The organism is Vallitalea sediminicola (assembly GCF_054408565.1).
On the sequence record NZ_BTPT01000030.1, the window covers coordinates 34,639 to 56,081 of the forward strand.

The window sequence follows — 21,443 nt, forward strand, 5'->3', positions numbered from 1 at the left end:
ATTCTCTAAAACTTTTCTGCATTAATTATTCAATATTGTTTATAGTAAAATATTTTTGTGTTAATATATATCTTGTTGAGGACAGCAAATAAATAAATCAGGAGAGACAAAAATGATAAATAAATTTTATTGTCCAATTTGTGGTAATCAATTGGTAGAAGCCTTTTCCATAGGGGATATATGTTCTTGTTGTGGAAATGAATGTGGATGTGATGAAAGAATAATTAGAGAGTTGGTAGACGGAACTTATGATAAAATAACTCTTGATACATTAAAGAACATATCCTATCTAACTAAAGAAGAAGCTCATGAATATTTAAGAAAACAATGGATTTTACAAGGTTTAAATTGGAAATATAATGATTGCAATGAAAAACCTGAAGCTTGGAATTTTGAAATGGCTAGAAAACAATTAACGAATATAAATATAAATTTAGATGATTACCTTGATAATAATGGTACTAAATAGAAATCACAACCACCCATTTTGGGTGGTTGATACTAAGTTATTATCTCGTAAGGTCTCATCATCTCATGATCTTCATGCTCTAATATATGGCAATGCCAAGGATATAATCCTGAATATGGGACAAATCTCATTATGATTCTGGTAATTTCACTAGGATTGGCTCTTACTGTATCCTTCCATCCTCTTTCATTGAGTGCTGGTAATACAGCGGGTCCAGTAGTACGAATTTCACCTGTTTCCTTATAATGATCAACATCAAATGGCTGTCTATCTAGGATTTGGAAATTAACTAAATGAATATGTATTGGATGAGTAGAATTAGCTAAATTAATTAGAGTCCATACTTCTATGCTACCAAGAAGAGGTTTAATAGTTATCGGGTCATCCCATCTTTTATCATCCAGCAGAAGAAATGCTCTACCGTATTTATCTGTTTCCCTAACAAGAGTAAGATTTCTCTCTAATCTGGCATCCCTTTCAAGAAGAGGTTTTATAGAGGTCAACCTATATGGGATAGAGCTATAATCATAACTTGTTAAATGTTTTGCTACTCTAAATTGCATAATCTGACCCTCTGTAATTATATTTACTGGATTTCCTCTCGGGAATGGTGATGGGGCATTGTTGGTCAATACTATATTTTCTCCTCTTAACTGTGAAAAATCTATTATTACATCTACTCTTTCACCGGGAGATATTAATATTTTTTTAGTTATTATAGGCGATTCCAAGAATCCGCCATCAGTTCCTATTTGATAAAAAGGTTGACCAGAAGATAGTCCTATCCTATAGAATCTTGAATTAGAACCATTAACAATTCGAAACCTATATTTTCTAGGCTCAACTTCTAGATATGGCCAAACCTTACCATTAACCAATATATTATCTCCAAAAAAATCAGATACAACCGATGGACACACATTGGGTATAGGTGGTTTTGGACCACATGGATAGTATAGAGAACCATCATCATTGAATGATCTATCTTGAATTATTAACGTAACCTCGTATTTTCCTTTTGGTAGATTTAGACGTTTTTCCCATGGATCACGAATGATATAGGCACCTGCTAATCCTGCATATACATTAAGACGTGTTATACCTATTGCATGAGAATGATACCATAGAGTAGTACCCCTTTGCATATTTGGATAATCATATATCTTCTTTTTAAAATCTGGACCTACTATTTTATATCCATTAGTAAACCATGCGTCTGGATATCCATCACTTTCTGGTTGTACTACTGCTCCATGAAGATGAATGACTGTTCTTACTCTCGGTTTATCAGGTCCAGCACCATGTATTGTCGTATCAACTGGTAGTAGATGTTTTGGGGGAAGTTCATTGATCCATTGGATTTTTATTAATTGATTTCTATTAGCCTCAATAGTTGGACCTGGATAATTACCTTCTAATCCCCATACAGTAGTTTTCGGAAGATCCCTATGCAATTTTTGCTTGAATTGCTGTATTCTCATTTGGTAATAAGGAACTCCATCCATTCTACCCTTAGGTTTTATAGTTCTTATTATTGGTAACTTATCAACAAATTTAGATAAAGTCATTTCTTACTTACCTTTCATAATACATTCATATTATATTATGATTTTTTTTGTTATCCTATGAATATTATAGATAATTAACTATTTTAATATCTATTATTGAATTTTATATTATTAATATAAGCAATTAAAAAAGCAAAGGTAGTATCTATATATATCCACCTTTACTTTTTTTCTCTCTATATTTAAAATCTAATAAAAATATATATCTATCTCTCTATCTGTTAATAATTAATAATATCTTTTTACATTTGTTTCCCCTTTTTGATTACAGAAAATTTTTATGATAACACTATTATTTACTGTATCATCATCATTATATAGAGTAAAAGTAACATGTCCATATACATTTGTTGGAGTAAGATTATTTCTACCCTCATTTTCTGCTTTTGGACGGTAAGGAGCATCATCATCAATCATTTTTACAGATGAATCCGTCTCATAGCAAGAAGCCATTGTATTATCGTAACTAAATTTGGCTGTAAAATTATGTTTTGATATTTTATCTGTAGTTTCTGTATAATAAAAATACCCATCATAACTATCTTCTGTAAATTCTTTGGTTCCAGTTGTTTTAATTGAATGATTTATATTATTAATGTTTTCATCTTTAAACAAAGCAAAAGAAATTCCATTATCAAATGATATAACATCAATAGCAGTACTCAACTTATTCTTGGTTAATTTATCATTATCTTCTATGTGAGCAGCATAAGCAACAGTATTAATACAAAGCACTAGTATAAAACAAGTTAGCATAAATATTTTTTTCATATATATCAACCTTTCCAATTAACGGTAATCTAATTAATACTTATATCACCATAATTACCTTCTGTTTCCCAATTACCATCTTTCTTAATAATTATTGTAATTTTAGCTATATCAGATTCCCATTCTCCTGTTTTCTTATTTTTTAATTTATAAGTTCCTTTCAACTTAACACCATCACTGATGGTGCTTTTTGTTTTAGCAGCAGAAGAATTATAATTATCTTGGTGTTCTGGTTTCACATTATGATATACATCATAAATAACATTCTCTACTTCATCTCCTGTACAATCAGCACTACCTTCTATTCCATAATTTGAAACTGTATCATCATTGGATACCAAATAGTATCTTCCTGATAAAACAAAATTAACTGTTTCTGTAGAATTAAATTTAGTTTTTGTAATCTCCATTACTATCTCATTTTTTATTGCTGGATTAGAAGTAGATAATGTTTTAGATATCACAACGGTATCACAATTTTGATACTCTTCGCTTCTTATTATAAAAGATTCATCATCTATTTCACATGCAAAAATGGGCGTTGTACAAATGATAACACTTATTAATACTAATAACACAAATGATCTAATCTTCATATATATCAACCCTCTTTTATATTTGTTTTATTTTACCGAATAACGTTTTCTAATGTATATTGTAGCTAATATAGCTAGTGAAATAATTAAAAGAACTGCTACAATATAATAACCTTTATCAACAGCAGAATCCACACTAGCAGCAGAACCTTCAGTGTCTCCTGTTTTAGGTGCATCAATCAATTGCTGTAAAACATCTTTTCCAGAAATTGATTTAGATTTAATAGCTATCTTATATTTCTCAGTAAAAGGAACAAATTCATCTTTATCTTCTAAGACATATAACAATCCCTTTGTTTGTATAATTGGAAATTCAACATACATAATTGATTCTATTGAACTATCAACAGCTAAATCTAAATATTCTTTATTTGTGAATGTTTCATAATTCCAATCTTTATAATATTTAACAACTTCCCATTCTCCTACATGATTAGTGTGTAAATCTATTGTTGATTTTTTGTCTTTTATCTTATCAGAAACTTCTTCTAGAGGAACAATTTTTTTCACTTCTGCCATTCCAATATTATTACCTTTTTCATCTAATACCGGAATCAGATATCGACCTTCATCAATAAGTAAATCGGATAAACGCTGATTTTTTTCTGTATTAGAAGCATCAATAAGGAAATTTATTTTTACTACATGAGAATAATCAAATTTAGCATTTTCATTCTCAAACATTTTAACAAAAACAATATCTTTATTATATAGATTGTTTTCAATTTCAGTTGTAATTCCAGTATCTTCGAATAAAAGCCCTTGTTTTTTAATTGAATCGTCATTGGCGTATGCTGTCAATGAAAAAACAAAAGCAAATATAATTACAAATGTTAAAAGCTTTTTCATATTATTATCATCCTTTCAATATTAATAATATCTTTCCCTAATCTATATCTACCGTAGCATCATATTTTTTCGATGAACTAGAAAATAAATCATCATATTTAATAGTAATAGTACTTCCATCTCCTCCTGGATCTTTTATTTTTAGGTATTCTGTAGATGAATCAACAGCATATATTACGTTAGCATGACCACCAGTCCTATCGCCAGAAGAATTATAATATCCCCAAGACATTATAATTGGTGTACTATTGGAATCTATTTCATCATCAATTTCATCCAATGTCCAAGTTTCAAACACTCTTGATGCAGTATACATGTCATCAGTTATATATTCCATTCCGTCTTTATAATCACTACTACCTCCAGGCTTATTTGGATAAGAGTTACTTGATGTTCCTTTTACTTCTTTAACGATATCCCATTGATCTAATTCTGTATCCACAAGCGCTTTTGCTGACATCTCTAAGCACGCTGCCCAGCACCAGTTACTTTTGGCTTGATTAATCAATGTAACATCCAAAGTTGTATATGAAGCATAAATAGTTATTGTTCCAACCATAATAACAGCAAGTATCCATACTAAAGAAATCGAAATATTTTTTTTTGATTTATTCATAACTAACTCACCTTTCTATTATAATATTCAATGCTACTAATTATTCTTATCACTTAATACTAATTTAATATTCTTTACTCTCACTAATATAAACCGTACTTTCTACAAATTCATCATCCTTATAAGTATATCCATATGAAGTTATTCTGTAAGTATTACCACTTGCTATGTACCATTTCCCCCCTGTTAAGCAACTTGTGTCATCTTCACTACCTGACCAACTCTTGATTGTTTTCCAGTCCCCATCTGTATACTTTTGTAAATTAGCAGTTATTTTAACTTTATTAACATTTCTAGCAAATAAATAACTGGTAACAGACGCTCTCCCATACGTGGATATCTCAAAAGTATTTTCAAAAGTAATTATTGAAACAAAGTATGGTTGATAGTCCATTGTTTTCATTCCAATGCCATAAGTAGTAGTGCTAAAAAAAACAAGTAAAAAACATAGACTTGCTAGAATTTTATGTTTTTTCATATATATAAAACCTCCCTTTATCTTATTAACAATAAAGGAAGGTGCTTTGTTACACTTTTATGATATTTTTTTATCTTTTTTCTAATTTTTTTACTACTTTCATCAATTCATCGCTTATTATGTTGGATATTATATTAAAACTACATTCTTCATTATGCCAAATAATAGTATTATTTTCTTGCTTTTCAATCAATAATCCTTCATAATCATTGATTATAATTTTATCTGCTTTAGCTTCTTCTGTATCCATTTGATAGTTGGTTCCATTTGGAGATTGGGTAATTAATATAAATTTATCTCCTTTAACGAATCTTAATATTTTCTTGTCATTCAAAATCTCTGATTTATCCAATACAAAATCTTGTGGTAGATATTCGGGATAATAATAATTACTCCAACTATTTGGTATGCTTTCTTCATCTTCTTTTACTTGTACACTAGTGTATTCATTATTATTTTCAACAAAAAGATTAAATATTTTAATTCTGAAAGCTTCAACCGTACATGATAAAACTGTTCCTATACCTATTATTAATATCATTAATACAGCTACCTTGCAACCTACTTTTTTGAATTTTAGATTAAACTTTTTCAATCTTTCTTGTCTTCTATATTTTTTCTGAAATTTTACAAACCATTTATCTATGCTTATTGGAAATTCTACTTCATTTATTTCTTTTTTCTGAATATCTACATCAGTAATGATATTTTCTATATGACAAGAACCTATGTACCCATAGTATGATTCAAGGATTTTATTTTTTTGTCTGTTATCCATATCTGTTTGCTTCATTTAAAGCACCTTCCTTCAGGCATTCTTTTTTCAATGCTTGTTTTGCTCTATGGATTTTAACTCTAACATTTCCCTCTGTCATATTAATCAACTGAGCTATTTCTGAGTTTGAATACTCGTAATAATATTTCAATGTTAATATATCAGCATATGTTTTGTTGATATTAGAAAGTAATCTTGCCATTTCTTTTGCTTGATCCAATCTTATCATATGTAACTCTGGTCCAATATCCTCTTCAGGTATTATTTCTTCTATACTATCTAGTGGCATTGTATTTCTTCGCTTTCTTTGATTATATATATTGTAAGAGATATTCCTAACTATTATAACAAGAAAGGCTCTGGTTTTGTTACACTTTATAGTTTCAATTCTATCTAAATATGAAGAAATTTTTATAATTGCTGTTTGTACAATATCTTGTGCTTCATGATAGTCCTTTATTATATTATAGGCGATATAAAACATTTCTTTGTTATATTGATAATACAATTCTTCCAGTTTACTACGAATAATTTCATTGTCAATAACTAATAAAAAACCTACCACAAAAATCACTTCTTTCTTAATATAAAATATATCAAAGTAATTACTTTTAAAATTCTAATATTTCTCCAATAATTTACATTATATTTGCATTCATATATGTCTTTTGTTCTATTATACTATCTTGTCTAACATTTATCTACATATTAAATCATTTTTTCATAAATAAAATATTCTAAAAATAAAAAAACACAAACAATTAGCACCCTAATCAATTTCTTAATTAAAGTGCTATATATTATATCCCTCACATATTAAGTATGCCAAATATTATTAATTTCATACATACCATCTGATTTCTACTAATAAAATTTTACGCTTTTAATCTATCCTTATTAAAATTATTAATTATCTATACTTTATTTTTCAACAATTACATTACCATTTTCTAATGGTATGACTTTATCAATATCTTTACTTTCCTTATAATTGTCATATGTCTTACGCCACTCAACATTATAATCACTATCATATTTTACTATAACCACTTCATGGTCGAACCATAAACATGATATAACTGGAGGTTGAGGAATAGTTTTGATTTCTCTTACACTTTTAAGAATGAATCCCCCATCATCGATTGGTATAATTTCATTAGGTGACAACTTAAGATTCTTGATTATTTTCTTTTCTTTCCCTGATTTGTAAAATATTCTTAATGTACCAACGTTTCGATTACCACACCCCACAATTACATCGTCATTTTCTAGTATAATCATGGATTCTGCCCAGCTCTCATGTTCTTCATAGATATGTGTTATACTATTAGATACTTTTCCCTCATCATCAATAGTTATTATCAGACCTTTGTTTTCTTTTGAGTGAGTTGATTCTCCATCAACAGCTACATATACTAGATCCTCATCAATATATAATTGATCATATGACGAGAAATTTTCTTCAAAATGATTAACCCATTTGACTTTTAGGTGCTTCTCGTCAATACATGCTACGAAAATCATATCATCTTTTTTACTATCTATTGCAAAATATCCATCTTGTGAACTAGTACGACCTTTTATTACGATACCCATGTCTTTATCATATTTTGATACATAAAGAGTATCATAATCACTACCTCCAAAACTCTTTTGTTTTATAATATTGCCTTTTGAACTAAGTTTTGTTATAACAATATCATTACTACCCTTCATCCATTCTCCAATAACCAATATTTCTTCAGAATCAGTTAGAAAGATATCTCGAAACATATTATTAGAATAATTATCAAATTCTTGTTTCCATAGTTGATTTCCCTCTTTATCAAATTTAATAATATAGTTATTTTCATGAGTTCGTTTTCCACCATTCATCCATGTTTGATATGAATCAATTGCAAATAAAAAACTGTCATCTTCAAAAGCCAGTAGATGCTTTATAGATCCTGAAGGTATTTTCTGATTCAACTCTTTTTCCCATACTATCTTACCTGTTTCATCAAGTTTTTGTAATATAGGTTTATAGTAAAAAGTGGCTTTACTTTTTGTTAACCTTTCACTTTCCACATATTTTTTTAGACCAACAACTATGTAACCATCTGATACTTCTCTTATAGAAGAAGATTTACCTAATAAAGTAAAGTCCACTTCTATCTCTTTTATATCTTCTTTATTTATATCTTCTAATTTCACATAATTAGTATCATATTGTTCTATTCTATTCCAATATTTTTTATCCCCAAATATATCATCAATGATTTTTACTTCTTCTTGTACTATCTCAGGCTCTTCTTTTTTATCTAGTACTATTGCATTTTGTTTAGCTAGAATATTTTGTTTACATGATGTCAACAACAATGTTATTAAGACTAGAGTAATTAATATCCTATTTCTTTTCATTATATACACCCCTTATGTAATAGGATTTGTAATTAACAATATCGTAACTATCATACATAGAATAGAAGTGATTATTACCATAATAGTAGATATGCTTTTATAAGTTGTAATGTTGATTAACCTTTGTTTTACTGCTGTATTACCTAATGCAGGAAATGGTAATCTTTGATTGTCAGCTAATTCTACTAATGATAATGCATATTTCTTTCTTTTATTATCTGGAATGTTTTTTAATACTTTATAGTCACAAGCATTCTCCATGTCACGTTCTGAAATCCATAGAAACAACCATGCGAATGGATTAAACCAATGGATACATACTGCTAATATAGTCAATAGCTTCCATATATTATCTTTTCTTTTGATATGGGATAATTCATGAATCAGTATATATTCCAAGGTATCTGGTTTAATATTTTTGGGTACTATAATCTTAGTTTTTATTATACCGCTTACAATTGGAGTATTTACATAACCGGATTCATAGACTCCTATTTCACTATTAACCTTTAATACTTTCTTACATTCTTCTAAGATTCTGGTATCATAATTTAATTTTACAGCTCGGTTAAGACGTCTTATGGTTATTCTGTAGATAACAATTGCTATTATGATAAATGAAATAGCTCCTGTCAGCCATATGATGCCAAATATATTAAAAATTTTTTCTATCTTATGGTTCTTATATTCTATGGGATCATATTCTTCTGCCAGTTGAACCACATTAGTTACACTATAGGTTATATCTGGTACACCATTATTGTTATCAGAGACAGCAATAGCCTTAGCAAAATCAGGGTTTACAATATTTATTAGACTGTATTCGCTTGATATGGATATTGGAATCAATAAACGAAATAAAACAATACCCCATAGAGCATATATCAACGATTTTTGCAACCACATCCCGAAGACAGCTCTAATTAATAAAAGTATAACTACTATGATAGCTGCTATTATACTCATATTCAAGATGTAGTAAAATATATTGTTTATCATAGTAATCACCCTCTATAGCTCTTTATCAATAATGTCTTTGAGCTCTTCTATCTCTTCTTTGGACAAATGCTCTTTCTTGATAAACGAAGTAAAGAAAGTCCTTATGGAACCATCATATAATTTGTCTATCAGCTTTCTAGTCTCGTCAAGCTGCACCCTCTCTCTCGTAATAAGAGGTTTACACACAAAATTAGGTTCTATCCGCTCAATTGCTCCTTTTGCTATCAGCTTCTTCAAGATTGTATAAGTCGTATTCTTATTCCACCCGATAACCTCAGCTGCAATAAGGCTTAATTGCTTAGCTGTTGTACTTTCCTCCTGCTGCCAGATTAGTTCCATTAACCTTAATTCCGAGTCATATAACTTAATTAGTTCCATAAAACCACTCCAGACTATTATAATAGTTTACATTTTTATACTACTACAATAGTCTGGAGCTGTCAACAATTTATTCTGAATTTTACATTGCTTTAATATTAGATACTTTATTGTGCTTCAACAATAATTCTTCCGTCTCTTAATGGTATAACACAATCAACATATTTGCTGTCTTTATATTTATCATATGTCTTGCGCCATTGAACTTCATGATTACTGTCATATTTTTCTATAACAACTTCAGTATCATATTTAACATTAGACGAGAATATTGATAAAGGTAATTCTGTTATATTTCTTATGCTTTTCTCAATAAATCCTCCATCTTGAGTTGGAAAAATTTTATCTTGAGGACATTTTAAACTTTCAATTATTTTCTTTTTGTTATCATCATCAATTTCAATTAGTGTTTCATCATTAAAACCATCTTCATCATAATGATAAATCCACTTCACCTCAAGATTATTCTCATCTATACATGCTACATAATCATTTCTTTCTTGACCCTTCTTTGCAAAACTTCCATCAATCGATGACGAACATCCTTTTATGATAATACCAATATCCTTATGATATTTTGCTATATTAAAAATATCATAACCAGTACCTCCAAACCCCTTTTGACATATCTTCTTACTTTTTTGATCTAATTTAGTTATGAAAACATCCCCAACACCATATCCTTCAATAACTTGCTGTCCATTTATATATTTTTTTTCATATTCTCTTTCAATCCATAATTCAATAACCAATATCTCTTTAGAATCAGTTAGTAATACCTCCGGTGTATTATAAGGTATAGAACTATCAAATTCTTTTACCCAAAGTTGTTTACCCTTTTCATCACATTTGATAATATTCATGTATTCCATAGATTTAACTGAGAATAGAAAACTATCGTCATCAAGAACATATAAATGATCTATTTGCCCTTTCTGATCAAATTCCTTTTCCCAAATGATTTTATAATCTTCATCAAGTTTCCTTATTATAGGTAACCAATAACTATATCCAACCTTCTTTACTTCTTTGTCAGGTTCTTCATATTCTTTATGAGTAGCACATATATATCCACTAGATATCTCTTTTATTATAAGAGGATTACCTAATAATTCGAATTCAAGTTTTATTTCTGGGACAGCTTTTGAGTTTATATCTTTTAACCTCACATAATCTTTATTATTTAGACTTTTTTGTTTACACGATGTCAATAAAAATATTGTTATAATTATTAAAATTCCTTTTTTCTTCATTAAATCTCCCCTCTTTATATAATATTTTATTTATACACCCTATTCCCGATATTGTTACATACTTTCTATTTATTTTGCTTTATATCTATATTAACAGTAAATCTCACATGTCTCAACAATATGGTTACATCTCTAAAGTTATCTAAAGAATTACAAAATCAGTCAAGTAGGGGCTAAATAAATATTTTATTTAGCCCCTCTAATAACACTGTACTTTAATTTATCTATCCACATATTCTTTCTTATTAATAAAAGTAAGTAGTTGGTCATATGTTGGCAAACCTTCTACATCACCTTTTACAAGAGTAGCCATGGCTCCTACCCCATTAGCATATTCTCCACATTCTCTAAAATCTCTGTTTTTCAATAATCCGCTTAGGAAACCAGCAGCGAATCCATCCCCAGCACCAACGCTGTCTTCCATAGTATTTACCGTATATCCATTAACAAAATATTCTTCGTCTTTATTAGAAATTCTACATCCTGCTTTACCTAATTTTAACGCTACAATATCAGATCCCATATCATGAAAAGTTTTAATGATTTCTGTAGGTTCTTTTATTCCTAGTAACATCTCAGCTTCATCAATTCCAGGAAATAATATATCAGCTTTTTTACATAAATCTAATATAACGGGTTTTGCTTCTTCTATTGGCCATAACTTCAACCTAATATTCGGGTCAAATGAAAATAACACACCGTTTTCTTTTGCAAAGTCAACTACTTTTATAACTGTTTCTCTAGCACTCTCTGATAGAGCAGGCGTTATTCCAGTTATATGTAATATCTTAGCACTTTTAATATACTCATAATCTATATCATCAGGAGTTAAATAACTTGCCGCTGAGTTTTTTCTATAATAATAAACGTTAGGATTAACATGAGCGAATCTTTCTTTGAAAAGAAGACCTGTGCTCTTGGTATCATCTTTTATGACTCTAGATATATCTACGCCTTCACCTCTAATAAAACACTCAATATATCTGCCAAACTCATCATTACCTAATTTTGAAAACCAACCCACTTTATGTTCTAACCTTGCCAAAGCTATAGCAACATTAGATTCAGCACCAGCTAGTGCCTTAGAAAAAGTATGTATATATCTAAGAGGACCTTTTGCGTCAGGGTTAAACAAAACCATACTTTCACCAAAAGTAATTACCTCCATCTTTTTATCTACCATATCTACCATTTTTATTACCTCCTCAATTGTATTGTCTGATGTCTGATGTCTCTGATTACATTATATTAAATATCAAGTACAAATGCAAGTTATTTTGTCTAATTATATGTTTATCACAATGGCATCAATTACATTAATATTGTTTATTGACTATCTGTTCCATACCATATCTTAGGTGGTCTGTCATACATTTTTTTGCTAATTCTGAATCCCCTTGTTTAATAGCTTCTAAAATATTTTTATGATGATACAAAACAGTGTCTCCACTTTCTGATATATCTTTCGTTTCTCTATACCCTTCTGAAATACCTTCATTAATGATAGGTAATATACGATTGATAATAGGATTCTGACTGCTTTTAGCTATTATATTGTGGAACTGTATATCAGTCTCTGTATGGTCTTTGCCGCTCAAAATTTCTTTTTCAATCTTGGTATAACTATCTTCTAATTGAGATATATTCTCTTTTGTAGCTCTTATAGCCGCTAGAGCACATATGCCCGGCTCAATAATCATTCTTGACTCATATAGATCTTTTAATAGATTTTTCTTATCCATAAAACATACCCCTAAAGGATCCTTGGATAATCCTGGTTTTTTCGAAACAAAAGTCCCTTTACCTCTGCGTACCTCCAATACATTAGTTGAAACTAGAATTTTTATTGCTTCTCTAATAGTTGAACGACTAACATTCAATTCACTTGTCAATTCTATTTCATTAGCAAGTTTATCCCCTGGTTTTAATTTTTTATTTATAATCATTTCTTTTATGGTATTTGCAACTTTTTCTGAAAGAATTCCTTTATCGTACATGTTACTACCTCTACTTTAGATTTTTTTATTAGATTATCATATTTTTGCGTGATAGGCAAATTTTTGTAATTTATGTTTTATTTGTAATTATATAGTAATACTTACATATATTAGGTCATAACGGCGTTTATTAGGTAAAATAATACTTATTTACTTATTTTTATTTTAATAAAAAATCTCTCATTTCTAATAATAATGTTATAAGTTTTTTTTTAGTTTAACAACTGAATAATACTCATAAAAAAATAGTCATGTATAAAACATTTTTTTAGATAAGGAGGATAATATGAAAAAAATAAAATCACTATTAGTCTTAACTCTATTTACAACTGTGATTCTAACATCCTGTGCAACAAATGAAGAACCTGTTAAAGGTGTAGAGTCTTCAGTCAATGCAACAGGAGATGTAAAAGCTGTTAAAATAACAGCAAACAATTGTAATGTAACTCAAGGATGCGATCCTAGCTCAAAAGTATTACAAACTGCTAATAAAAATGCTAATCTTAATGTTGTTAATAAAGTAAATGATGATTGGTATTGTGTCAAATTGCCTAATAATCAATTAGGTTTTGTTCCTCAACAGCAGTGTACACCTGTATTACCTGACAATGCTATTAATAAAGGTAACGCTTCACAAACTCCAGTAGCAGGTAAAGCACCAGCAACTCCAGGTACTACTGGAAAAACACCCGGAACTCAAACACCTGGTGCTGCAAATCAAATGCAACCCCCAAAAACAGGTACAGGAGCTAATAATCGTCAACCAATACCTGGAGATACAACAACCACAGATAATGATTCTGTAGCTAATGATAATGCAGAAAACGAAAATACAACAACCAATAAAAATATATCTAACGAAGAACAACAACTTATTAATTTGATCAATGAATCAAGAAAACAAAACGGTCTGAAAGCATTAACAGCTGACAATCAACTATCCGAAGTTGCGAGAATCAAATCAAAAGACATGATTGATAATAATTATTTCAGTCATAACTCGCCTACCTATGGTAATCCATTTGATATGTTGAAAAGCTTTGGTATCCAATACCTAAGTGCCGCTGAAAACATTGCAGGTAATAAGTCAGTACAAGAAGCACACGAAGCATTAATGAATTCACCAGGACATAGAAAAAATATTCTTAATCCTGATTTAACACATGTTGGAGTTGGAATTCAAAAAGGAAGTAAATACGGATATATGTTTACTGAACTATTTCTTAAAAAATAACTTTACGCTAATTAATTTCTAATAATTGATAATATAATTTACCAAGTACCTTCCTACCCAAAGCTAGTAAAAATTCTTACCATCAAGAATACTTTACTAGCTTTAAAATTATTACTTATGATATAATGGACATATGATTCACACATTTCTCTAACAATTACTCAAACCATTCCATAAGACTACTCAATGCATACTAGATAATTTACTAATAAATTATTATACTTCTACCTAAAAAATACGACATAATATTATTTTTTGTTATTAAAAAAGGGAGGTAATAGTATGACTGATTCTGCTATACAATCATTAAAAATTTTAAGAACCACGTCAAACTTCCAATGGTATATTATTCCCATCTTAATTATTGTTATCTATATATATGCCGTTGAAGTAGAAAAAAGAAATTGGAACGTTTTGTTAGCCGGACTTGCTTTTTGGGGAATGGATTGGTTTAATGAGATATGGAATTCATTAGTATTTCATTTCTCAGGCTATGCCCCTGTCTGGGGAGCACCTACCAAAAGCGCTTATCTAATACTTATAGGTCTTAACATTGAAATAACGTTCATGTTCCTAGTTGCAGGAATTGCCTGTGCTAAGATGTTACCAAAAGATAAAAAGAAAAAGATATTATGTATTCCTAACAGATATTTTCTTGTAGTATCCAATTCAATTTTATTTGTTATAGTCGAAATAATATTAAATAGAATTGGTGTTCTTTCTTGGGAATATTCATGGTGGCAATCTTATTGTCCTTGGTTGATATTTCTTATTGGTTATATGCCTTTTATTGCTATGTGTTACCTAGTCCATGATATGAAAACAATAAAAAGCAAACTGATAACAGTAGGTACTATATTTTCTGTAGATATAATAGGCTTAATTGTATTCGGAGCCATATTAAAATGGATTTAATAATATACATATATACCTTGTAAAAAGTAATTTTAGCATAATAACTAATAAGGAATTAAGTATTTACTTAAGGAGGATAAATATGATATCTTATCAAGAACGTATTAAAAATTTGACTAGTAGTTATGGAAATTGGTTTCAAGACGATATGCTTCTAGAATGGGGAAAAATGACATCTTCACTATATCCTTACACTAATATGTTTTCTCCAATAACAATTAACAAAACGAAAATAAAGAATAGGTTAATAATGGCACCAATGGGCAACATATCTATGTGCGACGAATCTGGTAGACCCAGCGAAAAAATGATAAGTTATTTTACCGAAAGAGCTAAAGGGGGTGTTGGTTTAATAACTACAGGTTTAATACCCATTAGTTATGGTATCGATAATTCAATAATTGAAAAAGGCGACCTAACTTACTTTCCTAGGATTGATAGATCCAGAACAACTTTTGCCCCTTGGAGAGATATCGCAGAAAACTGTCACTCATTTGGAGCCAAGATATTTCTTCAGATAAGTCCTGGTCTTGGCAGAGTCGGGAACCCTCAATGTGTTGTTAGTATGCATAAATTCCCTGTATCTGCCTCATTCAATCCTAATTATTATATGCCAGGTGTACCTTCGTTAAGATTGTCTGATAGAAAGCTAAAAAAGATTATTAAAAAATCTGGTCAAGCTGCTGCTGATTCAAAAGCAGCACTAATTGACGGAGTTTATTTACATGGACACGAAGGATACCTATTAGAGCAATTAACTAATCCTGCCTTTAATAGAAGAAAGTTAGGTAAATACTCTGATTGGCAGAGATTTGGTATAGAATTAATTGAAGAAATCAGAAATAGATGTGGAAAGAATTATCCAATAATGTATAGGATTGATTTATCATTAGTACTTAATGAAACCTATGGAGAAAAAATGTCAACAGTTAAATCTCTCAAGAAATTCAAGAATGAAAGAACTGTGGAAATGACTCTTGATTATATGAAGAATCTAGTAAAAGCTGGTGTGGATATTTTTGATGTTGACCTTGGATGTTATGATAACTGGTGGCTTCCTCATCCACCTGGACCAATGCCTCCTGGATGTTTCTTGGAAGTATCTAAGATAGTTAAGCAGTATTTTACTGATAATGATATTCTCTCAAATGCGGGTATTGTAGTTCCTATTGCTGGTGTAGGTAAATTAGGCTATCCTGATCTTGCGGAAAAAGCATTGCGTGACAATTCATGTGATATGATAATGTTAGGAAGACCTCTTCTATGTGATCCATATTGGCCTAACAAAGTATATGCTAACAAAGTAGATGAGATTATACCTTGTATCGGATGTCAAGAAGGATGTATCAATGAATTCGTGGATGGTGGTCATCCTCAATGTGCTATCAATCCAAGAACCGGTTTTGAAAACATGTACGAAGAAGAATTCCCTATCACATCTAATAAAAAGAAAATAGCTGTTATAGGTGCTGGACCTGCTGGTGTTACTTGTGCTGTGACTGCAGCAAAAAGAGGTCATGAAGTAACACTTATAGATAAAAATGAAAAAGCTGGTGGTTTACTGATCTCTGGTGGAGTTCCAAAAATAAAATTTGATATTCAAAACTATAACAATTATCTCAGTAACTTAATAAGAAAAACCAGTTCCAATTATGGATTGGTATATAGACCAGCTACTTCTGCTACAGTCGATGAACTGAAATCAGAAAACTTCGATGTAATAGTTACAGCTATAGGTGTAAAACAGATTATTCCCAAGCTACCAGGCTATGACAGAGATAATGTTATATTAGCCACGAACCTACTGCTTAATAAAGACCTTGCAAAAGATTCTAAGAATATTGTAGTCATCGGCGGCGGTGTTGTGGGATGTGAAACAGCTTATATGCTAAAAAGTGAAATGGATAAAAATGTCGATATTATAGAAATGGATATTTATTTCATGAATCATGTTTGTACTGCCAACAGAGGATATATGCTACATTATCTTGAAGACAGTAATGTTAGATTACATAACTGTACCAAACTAAAAAGTATTGAAGAAGATGGCGTTGTAGTTTCCAAGAATATCTCTAAGACAGTACCGAATCCTTATATAACTTGGGCACCATTATTACCAGAGAATGTAGTCAATCCTCTTGCCAAAGAAATTAAATCAGAAGAAAAAGAAATGAAAATCAAAGCTGACCTAGTTGTAATGGCTATAGGCGGTAGACCTATTGACAATTTATATTATGACCTTGTTAAGGAGACTGCTGCTACCGAAATATATAATATAGGAGATTCCTTCAAGCAAGGCAAAGTTTTTGAGGCTACGAAATCAGGATATCTACTGGCTAGAAATCTGTAACAATTAAATAGCAGTAGATGTATAATAGCGTTCTATATACATCTACTGCTTTATTATTAATAAATTAACTCATGTAATTATATTAGAATGGGTCTGTTATGTATGAACATCTCTTAGGCATAGCACTATTTAACTTACCTATTAACCCTTCATTATTACATGCAATCAGTTCTAGTTTAACTGCCTCTTCCCAACTTAAAAACCCAAATACTATTTGTGATAAAACCTGAATTGAACAGCTGATATCAGATTCATTATCTTCACTCTCTTCAACTAAAGTATTATTATCCTTAATATTCACTTCAAATACATTGTTGTTCCACGGTGCATACTTATCCTCTATTGATATACTAAATTTCAAATTGTCCATAATCTCATATGGATACATTCCAAGTATTTTTTTAACATTTATTATACGAACCATCATGCCAGATGATATTTCCATATGCTGTCTTGGATTATTTAATAATATATCCAAGTCATTATTATTAGGAACTGTCAATGTAACTTTATCAAACTGGGCTCTATGCACATATATGAATCTTAATATTTGTTTTCTTGCTTTTAATGAATCATATGCTACCTCTTGAACAATCATACCATCACTTTTCAATTCATAAAAGATATATCCTCTAATTTTATCATCATGATCAAAAACACCATAACTATAAACATTATTCTTATCATTTCTAGCAAAAATATGTTCCCATCTAAGATTAGATCTTTTATCCGCTCCATTATAATTACAATAAAAATTTTCGTAAACCTGTTTAATTTGATTAATATAATCTTTACCAATTGGTTTTACGGTGAAATCTCCACTTTTAAAATGTGATAAGTCACTAATTTTTATTTCTAATTTCTTATTCTTACTAGCATACTCCCAACCATACTTTTTGTAAAAAGAATATGCAAAAGGAGCAAGCAATGAAAAAACTTGATTATTATCATTCATCATCTTAATTGATTCTATCAATAACTTCTCAACAACATGGTTTTGTCTAGCTTCTGGAAAAGTGGCTACACCACCAATACCACCCATTTTTACATTCAGTCCATGCCAATAGATATCAAAATCATTAATTACTAATGCACCTTGTAACAGATTATCTTCAAATGCACCTAATATGATTGAGTCATCTTTTCCAAACAAATTATCTAATTCAAATTTAACTAAATCTTTATCTACCCCAAAACAATAACTCTGTAATTCAGCAAACCTATCCAAATATTTATTATCAACAATGTTATATAAATCCATAATTCACCCCTCCAAAATAAGTTATAGTATTAAATATAACATTGTTTCTATTCAATTTCAATTACAATATTTATTTTTTAACAATACATCTTGATTATAGATTTTCTCTTAGTAACTTATCAAAAATCATATAAGTCATTACTTCTAAAATTATTTATAGTCAACATCATCATCTAATTTATCCATTCTTCTCTTAAGCTTAAGAATTGTATTATATTCATGTTTTTTATAACTCTTTTTAAGCTCTTTTGAAAGAGAATACATCATTATTATTAAAAGTATAGCAAATGGTAATCCTGTAATAACCACCGCTGACTGTATAGTCTTAAGAGCATTTTCTCCACCTAATAATAAAACGGATAATGCAATAAGCCCTTCCATCAATGCCCAAAATACTCTTTGAGTTTTTGGAGAATCCTGTTTACCTCCACTAGTTAAATTATCAACAACCAATGAACCAGAGTCACTACTTGTAACGAAGAATAAAACAATAGCTACTATCGCTACAAAAGAGAATATGGTCTGAATTACTGGTGAATCAGTAAGGTATTTGAACATTTCAAACATTGCTGTGGCAATATTATTATCTATAGCTTTTTTAATTACTCCGTCATATAAATTATTAGTATAAACACCTGACGCTCCTAGAATAGTCATTGCAATTGTGATAATAAGTGTTGGTAATGCAACGGTTCCTATAGCTATCTCTCTTATAGTTCTTCCCTTAGAAATACGCGCTATGAATGTTCCTACGAATGGTGTCCAAGATATCCACCAAGCCCAATAAAATACAGTCCAAGAACCTTGCCATGCAACATCTTCCGGCAAAGTAGCAGTAAAAAATCCTACATTAAAGAATTCTTTTATATAGAGACCCATACTTGACATGTATGTTGATAAAATATACACTGTTGGTCCTATTAATAATATGGCTAATAACAGAATTCCACTAATAATTGTATTAGCTTGACTTAATAACTTGATACCTTTTGCAATACCACTTACTACAGAAAGTGTTGCAATAAATGTAATAACTACAATCAGTATAATTTGCACTGTTGAATTAATAGGTACCCCAAAAACATAATTCATTCCTGAATTGATTTGCTTAGCACCTAATCCTAATGAAGTTGCAAGACCAAATAATACTGCCATTACCGCAAAAGTATCAATTATGTCTCCCCATATTCCAAAAATCTTTTCTTTAATTAATGGATAAAATAAACTTCTAAATGAAAAAGGTAATTTCTTATTATATGCAAAGTAACCCAAACCTACAGCTACTAGTCCATAAAGTGCCCATGCATGAGCTCCCCAATGCATATACATTATCTTAAAATTATCAAATGTTGAACCCGAATTAAGTTCTTGTGGAATATCTAAATGATAGATAGGTTCAGCTACACCATAAAAGAATATACCAATACCGATACCTGCACTAAATAACATTGCATACCATGAAAAAGTATTATACTCTGGTTTTGCATTAAATCCACCTAATCTTATTCTTCCAAGTTTTGATGTTCCAACAACTATTAAAAATATAAATGACAAATTAATTGTTAACACATATAACCAATTAAAGTTTTTATTTAAACTATTGTTAATGTTACTAAAAGTATTTGCTGATAATTCTGGCTTAACAATAGTAAATATAATAAATCCTAATACTAATATGGCTGATACTATTGATACGAACAAGTTCATATCAAATCCCCATTTTTTGAAATTTTTCGAATATAATTGTTTACTTAAATCTTTTACTTCCATATAATCCTCCATTCTATTATTTATATATAAAGTGACATTGTCACATAAAAGCTACAGGGTAATTATATAAATGAACTTTTATATAGTTAAAAAAAGCACCTAACTCTTAAAGGGATAAGAGTTAGAGTGCTTATGTTTCATATAATAAATATATTCACATTATGCCACTACATAGAGTAGCATAGCTTTTTGCCTAATAAATAGACCCAAAACAAACCCCAGTTCTAATCTAATATTTTCAAAAGTACTTTCTTTTTTTAAAAAAACGATCATTAGAATATGTCCAATAAAATTAAATCATTTTTTTGACATGTTTGAATATATACTGCTCTAAAACATTATATACCTTGCATGTCAAATACTAGTATTTTTTACTTCTATTTTTTCTACCATTAATATTATACACTAATTTAGAGGTTTTATCAAGTTTTCTACTTATTCAAATGTCATTTGATGACTTTTATAGGAGTTTTTAGCATATCATTTTTATTACATTTAATGCATAAAATATCAATTTAATAAGATTTTAACAATTTTACCAATTCTTTAGACTTTGGAACACGTCCCATAATCTTCAACTCATCATCAATAATTAATGCCGGTGTCTTCATAACGCCATAAGACATTATCTCACTAATATCTTCAACCTTTAATACTTCAGCTTCTAAGTCTAAAGTTTTTAGTGCTTCTAATGTATTCTTGTAAAGAGTTTGACAGTTTTTACAACCGCCTCCAAGAATTTTAATAATCATTTGTATTACCTC

At 29.7% G+C, this 21,443-nt stretch carries 21 protein-coding genes; 4 read left to right on the plus strand and 17 right to left on the minus strand.

Features of this window, described 5'->3' with window-relative positions; translation table 11 throughout:
• The first annotated feature begins 112 nt into the window (after positions 1-112).
• Positions 113-469 carry a hypothetical protein gene (locus tag ACX6CF_RS13915; protein WP_458785947.1) on the plus strand — a complete coding sequence of 119 codons (357 nt, stop codon included), beginning with the start codon at positions 113-115 and terminating at the stop codon, positions 467-469.
• A 32-nt stretch (positions 470-501) separates the two neighbouring features.
• Here ACX6CF_RS13915 and ACX6CF_RS13920 read toward each other — a convergent pair whose 3' ends face one another.
• The 14 genes from ACX6CF_RS13920 to ACX6CF_RS13985 form a co-directional block, all read right to left on the minus strand.
• Positions 502-2,037, minus strand: coding sequence for a multicopper oxidase family protein (locus ACX6CF_RS13920; protein WP_458785948.1), 1,536 nt, complete (start codon positions 2,035-2,037; stop codon positions 502-504).
• Positions 2,038-2,265: 228 nt separating this feature from the next.
• Positions 2,266-2,808 (minus strand): hypothetical protein, encoded by a 543-nt coding sequence (locus tag ACX6CF_RS13925; RefSeq protein ID WP_458785949.1) that lies wholly within the window; start codon positions 2,806-2,808, stop codon positions 2,266-2,268.
• A 29-nt stretch (positions 2,809-2,837) separates the two neighbouring features.
• Positions 2,838-3,404, minus strand: a complete 567-nt coding sequence (locus tag ACX6CF_RS13930; protein WP_458785950.1) for a hypothetical protein — start codon at positions 3,402-3,404, stop codon at positions 2,838-2,840.
• Between the two features lie 27 nt (positions 3,405-3,431).
• Positions 3,432-4,253, minus strand: a complete 822-nt coding sequence (locus ACX6CF_RS13935; RefSeq protein WP_458785951.1) for a hypothetical protein — start codon at positions 4,251-4,253, stop codon at positions 3,432-3,434.
• Between the two features lie 37 nt (positions 4,254-4,290).
• Positions 4,291-4,869, minus strand: a complete 579-nt coding sequence (locus ACX6CF_RS13940) for a C39 family peptidase (protein ID WP_458785952.1) — start codon at positions 4,867-4,869, stop codon at positions 4,291-4,293.
• Between the two features lie 64 nt (positions 4,870-4,933).
• Positions 4,934-5,347 (minus strand): hypothetical protein, encoded by a 414-nt coding sequence (locus ACX6CF_RS13945; protein ID WP_458785953.1) that lies wholly within the window; start codon positions 5,345-5,347, stop codon positions 4,934-4,936.
• Between the two features lie 70 nt (positions 5,348-5,417).
• Positions 5,418-6,140, minus strand: a complete 723-nt coding sequence (locus tag ACX6CF_RS13950; RefSeq protein WP_458785954.1) for a DUF4367 domain-containing protein — start codon at positions 6,138-6,140, stop codon at positions 5,418-5,420.
• On the minus strand, positions 6,118-6,687 hold the full coding sequence (locus tag ACX6CF_RS13955; protein WP_458785955.1) for an RNA polymerase sigma factor: 570 nt from the start codon (positions 6,685-6,687) through the stop codon (positions 6,118-6,120). Before ACX6CF_RS13955 ends, ACX6CF_RS13950 begins: the two co-directional genes overlap by 23 nt.
• 356 nt (positions 6,688-7,043) lie before the next feature.
• Complete coding sequence (locus ACX6CF_RS13960; protein ID WP_458785956.1) at positions 7,044-8,522, minus strand: hypothetical protein; 1,479 nt, start codon at positions 8,520-8,522, stop codon at positions 7,044-7,046.
• Between the two features lie 12 nt (positions 8,523-8,534).
• Positions 8,535-9,521, minus strand: coding sequence for a M56 family metallopeptidase (locus ACX6CF_RS13965; protein ID WP_458785957.1), 987 nt, complete (start codon positions 9,519-9,521; stop codon positions 8,535-8,537).
• Positions 9,522-9,533: 12 nt separating this feature from the next.
• Positions 9,534-9,899, minus strand: coding sequence for a BlaI/MecI/CopY family transcriptional regulator (locus ACX6CF_RS13970; protein WP_458785958.1), 366 nt, complete (start codon positions 9,897-9,899; stop codon positions 9,534-9,536).
• A 107-nt stretch (positions 9,900-10,006) separates the two neighbouring features.
• The gene (locus ACX6CF_RS13975; protein WP_458785959.1) at positions 10,007-11,152 is read right to left on the minus strand and encodes a hypothetical protein; all 1,146 of its coding nucleotides are present in this window, start codon (positions 11,150-11,152) and stop codon (positions 10,007-10,009) included.
• Positions 11,153-11,372: 220 nt separating this feature from the next.
• A complete protein-coding gene (locus tag ACX6CF_RS13980; RefSeq protein ID WP_458785960.1) occupies positions 11,373-12,344 on the minus strand; it encodes a sugar kinase in 972 nt (323 codons plus the stop codon).
• 124 nt (positions 12,345-12,468) lie between these two features.
• Positions 12,469-13,149, minus strand: a complete 681-nt coding sequence (locus tag ACX6CF_RS13985; RefSeq protein ID WP_458785961.1) for a FadR/GntR family transcriptional regulator — start codon at positions 13,147-13,149, stop codon at positions 12,469-12,471.
• A gap of 286 nt (positions 13,150-13,435) precedes the next feature.
• Here ACX6CF_RS13985 and ACX6CF_RS13990 point away from each other — a divergent pair, with 286 nt between their 5' ends.
• The 3 genes from ACX6CF_RS13990 (at position 13,436) to ACX6CF_RS14000 (ending at position 17,648) form a co-directional block, all read left to right on the plus strand.
• A complete protein-coding gene (locus ACX6CF_RS13990) occupies positions 13,436-14,383 on the plus strand; it encodes a CAP domain-containing protein (protein WP_458785962.1) in 948 nt (315 codons plus the stop codon).
• Positions 14,384-14,665: 282 nt separating this feature from the next.
• Entirely contained in the window at positions 14,666-15,298 is a 633-nt protein-coding gene (locus tag ACX6CF_RS13995; protein WP_458785963.1) for a hypothetical protein, read from the plus strand.
• Positions 15,299-15,380: 82 nt separating this feature from the next.
• Positions 15,381-17,648 (plus strand): FAD-dependent oxidoreductase, encoded by a 2,268-nt coding sequence (locus tag ACX6CF_RS14000; RefSeq protein ID WP_458785964.1) that lies wholly within the window; start codon positions 15,381-15,383, stop codon positions 17,646-17,648.
• 82 nt (positions 17,649-17,730) lie between these two features.
• On the opposite strand, the gene ACX6CF_RS14005 is transcribed toward ACX6CF_RS14000, so the two are convergent.
• The 3 genes from ACX6CF_RS14005 to ACX6CF_RS14015 all read right to left on the minus strand — a co-directional run bounded on the left by ACX6CF_RS14005 (position 17,731) and on the right by ACX6CF_RS14015 (position 21,431).
• Complete coding sequence (locus ACX6CF_RS14005; protein WP_458785965.1) at positions 17,731-18,909, minus strand: GNAT family N-acetyltransferase; 1,179 nt, start codon at positions 18,907-18,909, stop codon at positions 17,731-17,733.
• 150 nt (positions 18,910-19,059) lie between these two features.
• On the minus strand, positions 19,060-20,679 hold the full coding sequence (locus ACX6CF_RS14010) for a BCCT family transporter (protein ID WP_458785966.1): 1,620 nt from the start codon (positions 20,677-20,679) through the stop codon (positions 19,060-19,062).
• A 515-nt stretch (positions 20,680-21,194) separates the two neighbouring features.
• Complete coding sequence (locus ACX6CF_RS14015; protein ID WP_458785967.1) at positions 21,195-21,431, minus strand: thioredoxin family protein; 237 nt, start codon at positions 21,429-21,431, stop codon at positions 21,195-21,197.
• Between the last annotated feature and the right edge of the window lie 12 nt (positions 21,432-21,443).

Excerpts from the sequence above, each read along its gene's own strand:
- ACX6CF_RS13915 (WP_458785947.1), top strand. The coding sequence starts at position 113 with ATGATAAATAAATTTTATTGTCCAATTTGTGGTAATCAATTGGTAGAA.
- ACX6CF_RS13920 (WP_458785948.1), bottom strand. The coding sequence starts at position 2,037 with ATGACTTTATCTAAATTTGTTGATAAGTTACCAATAATAAGAACTATA.
- ACX6CF_RS13925 (WP_458785949.1), bottom strand. The coding sequence starts at position 2,808 with ATGAAAAAAATATTTATGCTAACTTGTTTTATACTAGTGCTTTGTATT.
- ACX6CF_RS13930 (WP_458785950.1), bottom strand. The coding sequence starts at position 3,404 with ATGAAGATTAGATCATTTGTGTTATTAGTATTAATAAGTGTTATCATT.
- ACX6CF_RS13935 (WP_458785951.1), bottom strand. The coding sequence starts at position 4,253 with ATGAAAAAGCTTTTAACATTTGTAATTATATTTGCTTTTGTTTTTTCA.
- ACX6CF_RS13940 (WP_458785952.1), bottom strand. The coding sequence starts at position 4,869 with ATGAATAAATCAAAAAAAAATATTTCGATTTCTTTAGTATGGATACTT.
- ACX6CF_RS13945 (WP_458785953.1), bottom strand. The coding sequence starts at position 5,347 with ATGAAAAAACATAAAATTCTAGCAAGTCTATGTTTTTTACTTGTTTTT.
- ACX6CF_RS13950 (WP_458785954.1), bottom strand. The coding sequence starts at position 6,140 with ATGAAGCAAACAGATATGGATAACAGACAAAAAAATAAAATCCTTGAA.
- ACX6CF_RS13960 (WP_458785956.1), bottom strand. The coding sequence starts at position 8,522 with ATGAAAAGAAATAGGATATTAATTACTCTAGTCTTAATAACATTGTTG.
- ACX6CF_RS13965 (WP_458785957.1), bottom strand. The coding sequence starts at position 9,521 with ATGATAAACAATATATTTTACTACATCTTGAATATGAGTATAATAGCA.
- ACX6CF_RS13970 (WP_458785958.1), bottom strand. The coding sequence starts at position 9,899 with ATGGAACTAATTAAGTTATATGACTCGGAATTAAGGTTAATGGAACTA.
- ACX6CF_RS13975 (WP_458785959.1), bottom strand. The coding sequence starts at position 11,152 with ATGAAGAAAAAAGGAATTTTAATAATTATAACAATATTTTTATTGACA.
- ACX6CF_RS13980 (WP_458785960.1), bottom strand. The coding sequence starts at position 12,344 with ATGGTAGATATGGTAGATAAAAAGATGGAGGTAATTACTTTTGGTGAA.
- ACX6CF_RS13985 (WP_458785961.1), bottom strand. The coding sequence starts at position 13,149 with ATGTACGATAAAGGAATTCTTTCAGAAAAAGTTGCAAATACCATAAAA.
- ACX6CF_RS13990 (WP_458785962.1), top strand. The coding sequence starts at position 13,436 with ATGAAAAAAATAAAATCACTATTAGTCTTAACTCTATTTACAACTGTG.
- ACX6CF_RS13995 (WP_458785963.1), top strand. The coding sequence starts at position 14,666 with ATGACTGATTCTGCTATACAATCATTAAAAATTTTAAGAACCACGTCA.
- ACX6CF_RS14000 (WP_458785964.1), top strand. The coding sequence starts at position 15,381 with ATGATATCTTATCAAGAACGTATTAAAAATTTGACTAGTAGTTATGGA.
- ACX6CF_RS14005 (WP_458785965.1), bottom strand. The coding sequence starts at position 18,909 with ATGGATTTATATAACATTGTTGATAATAAATATTTGGATAGGTTTGCT.
- ACX6CF_RS14010 (WP_458785966.1), bottom strand. The coding sequence starts at position 20,679 with ATGGAAGTAAAAGATTTAAGTAAACAATTATATTCGAAAAATTTCAAA.
- ACX6CF_RS14015 (WP_458785967.1), bottom strand. The coding sequence starts at position 21,431 with ATGATTATTAAAATTCTTGGAGGCGGTTGTAAAAACTGTCAAACTCTT.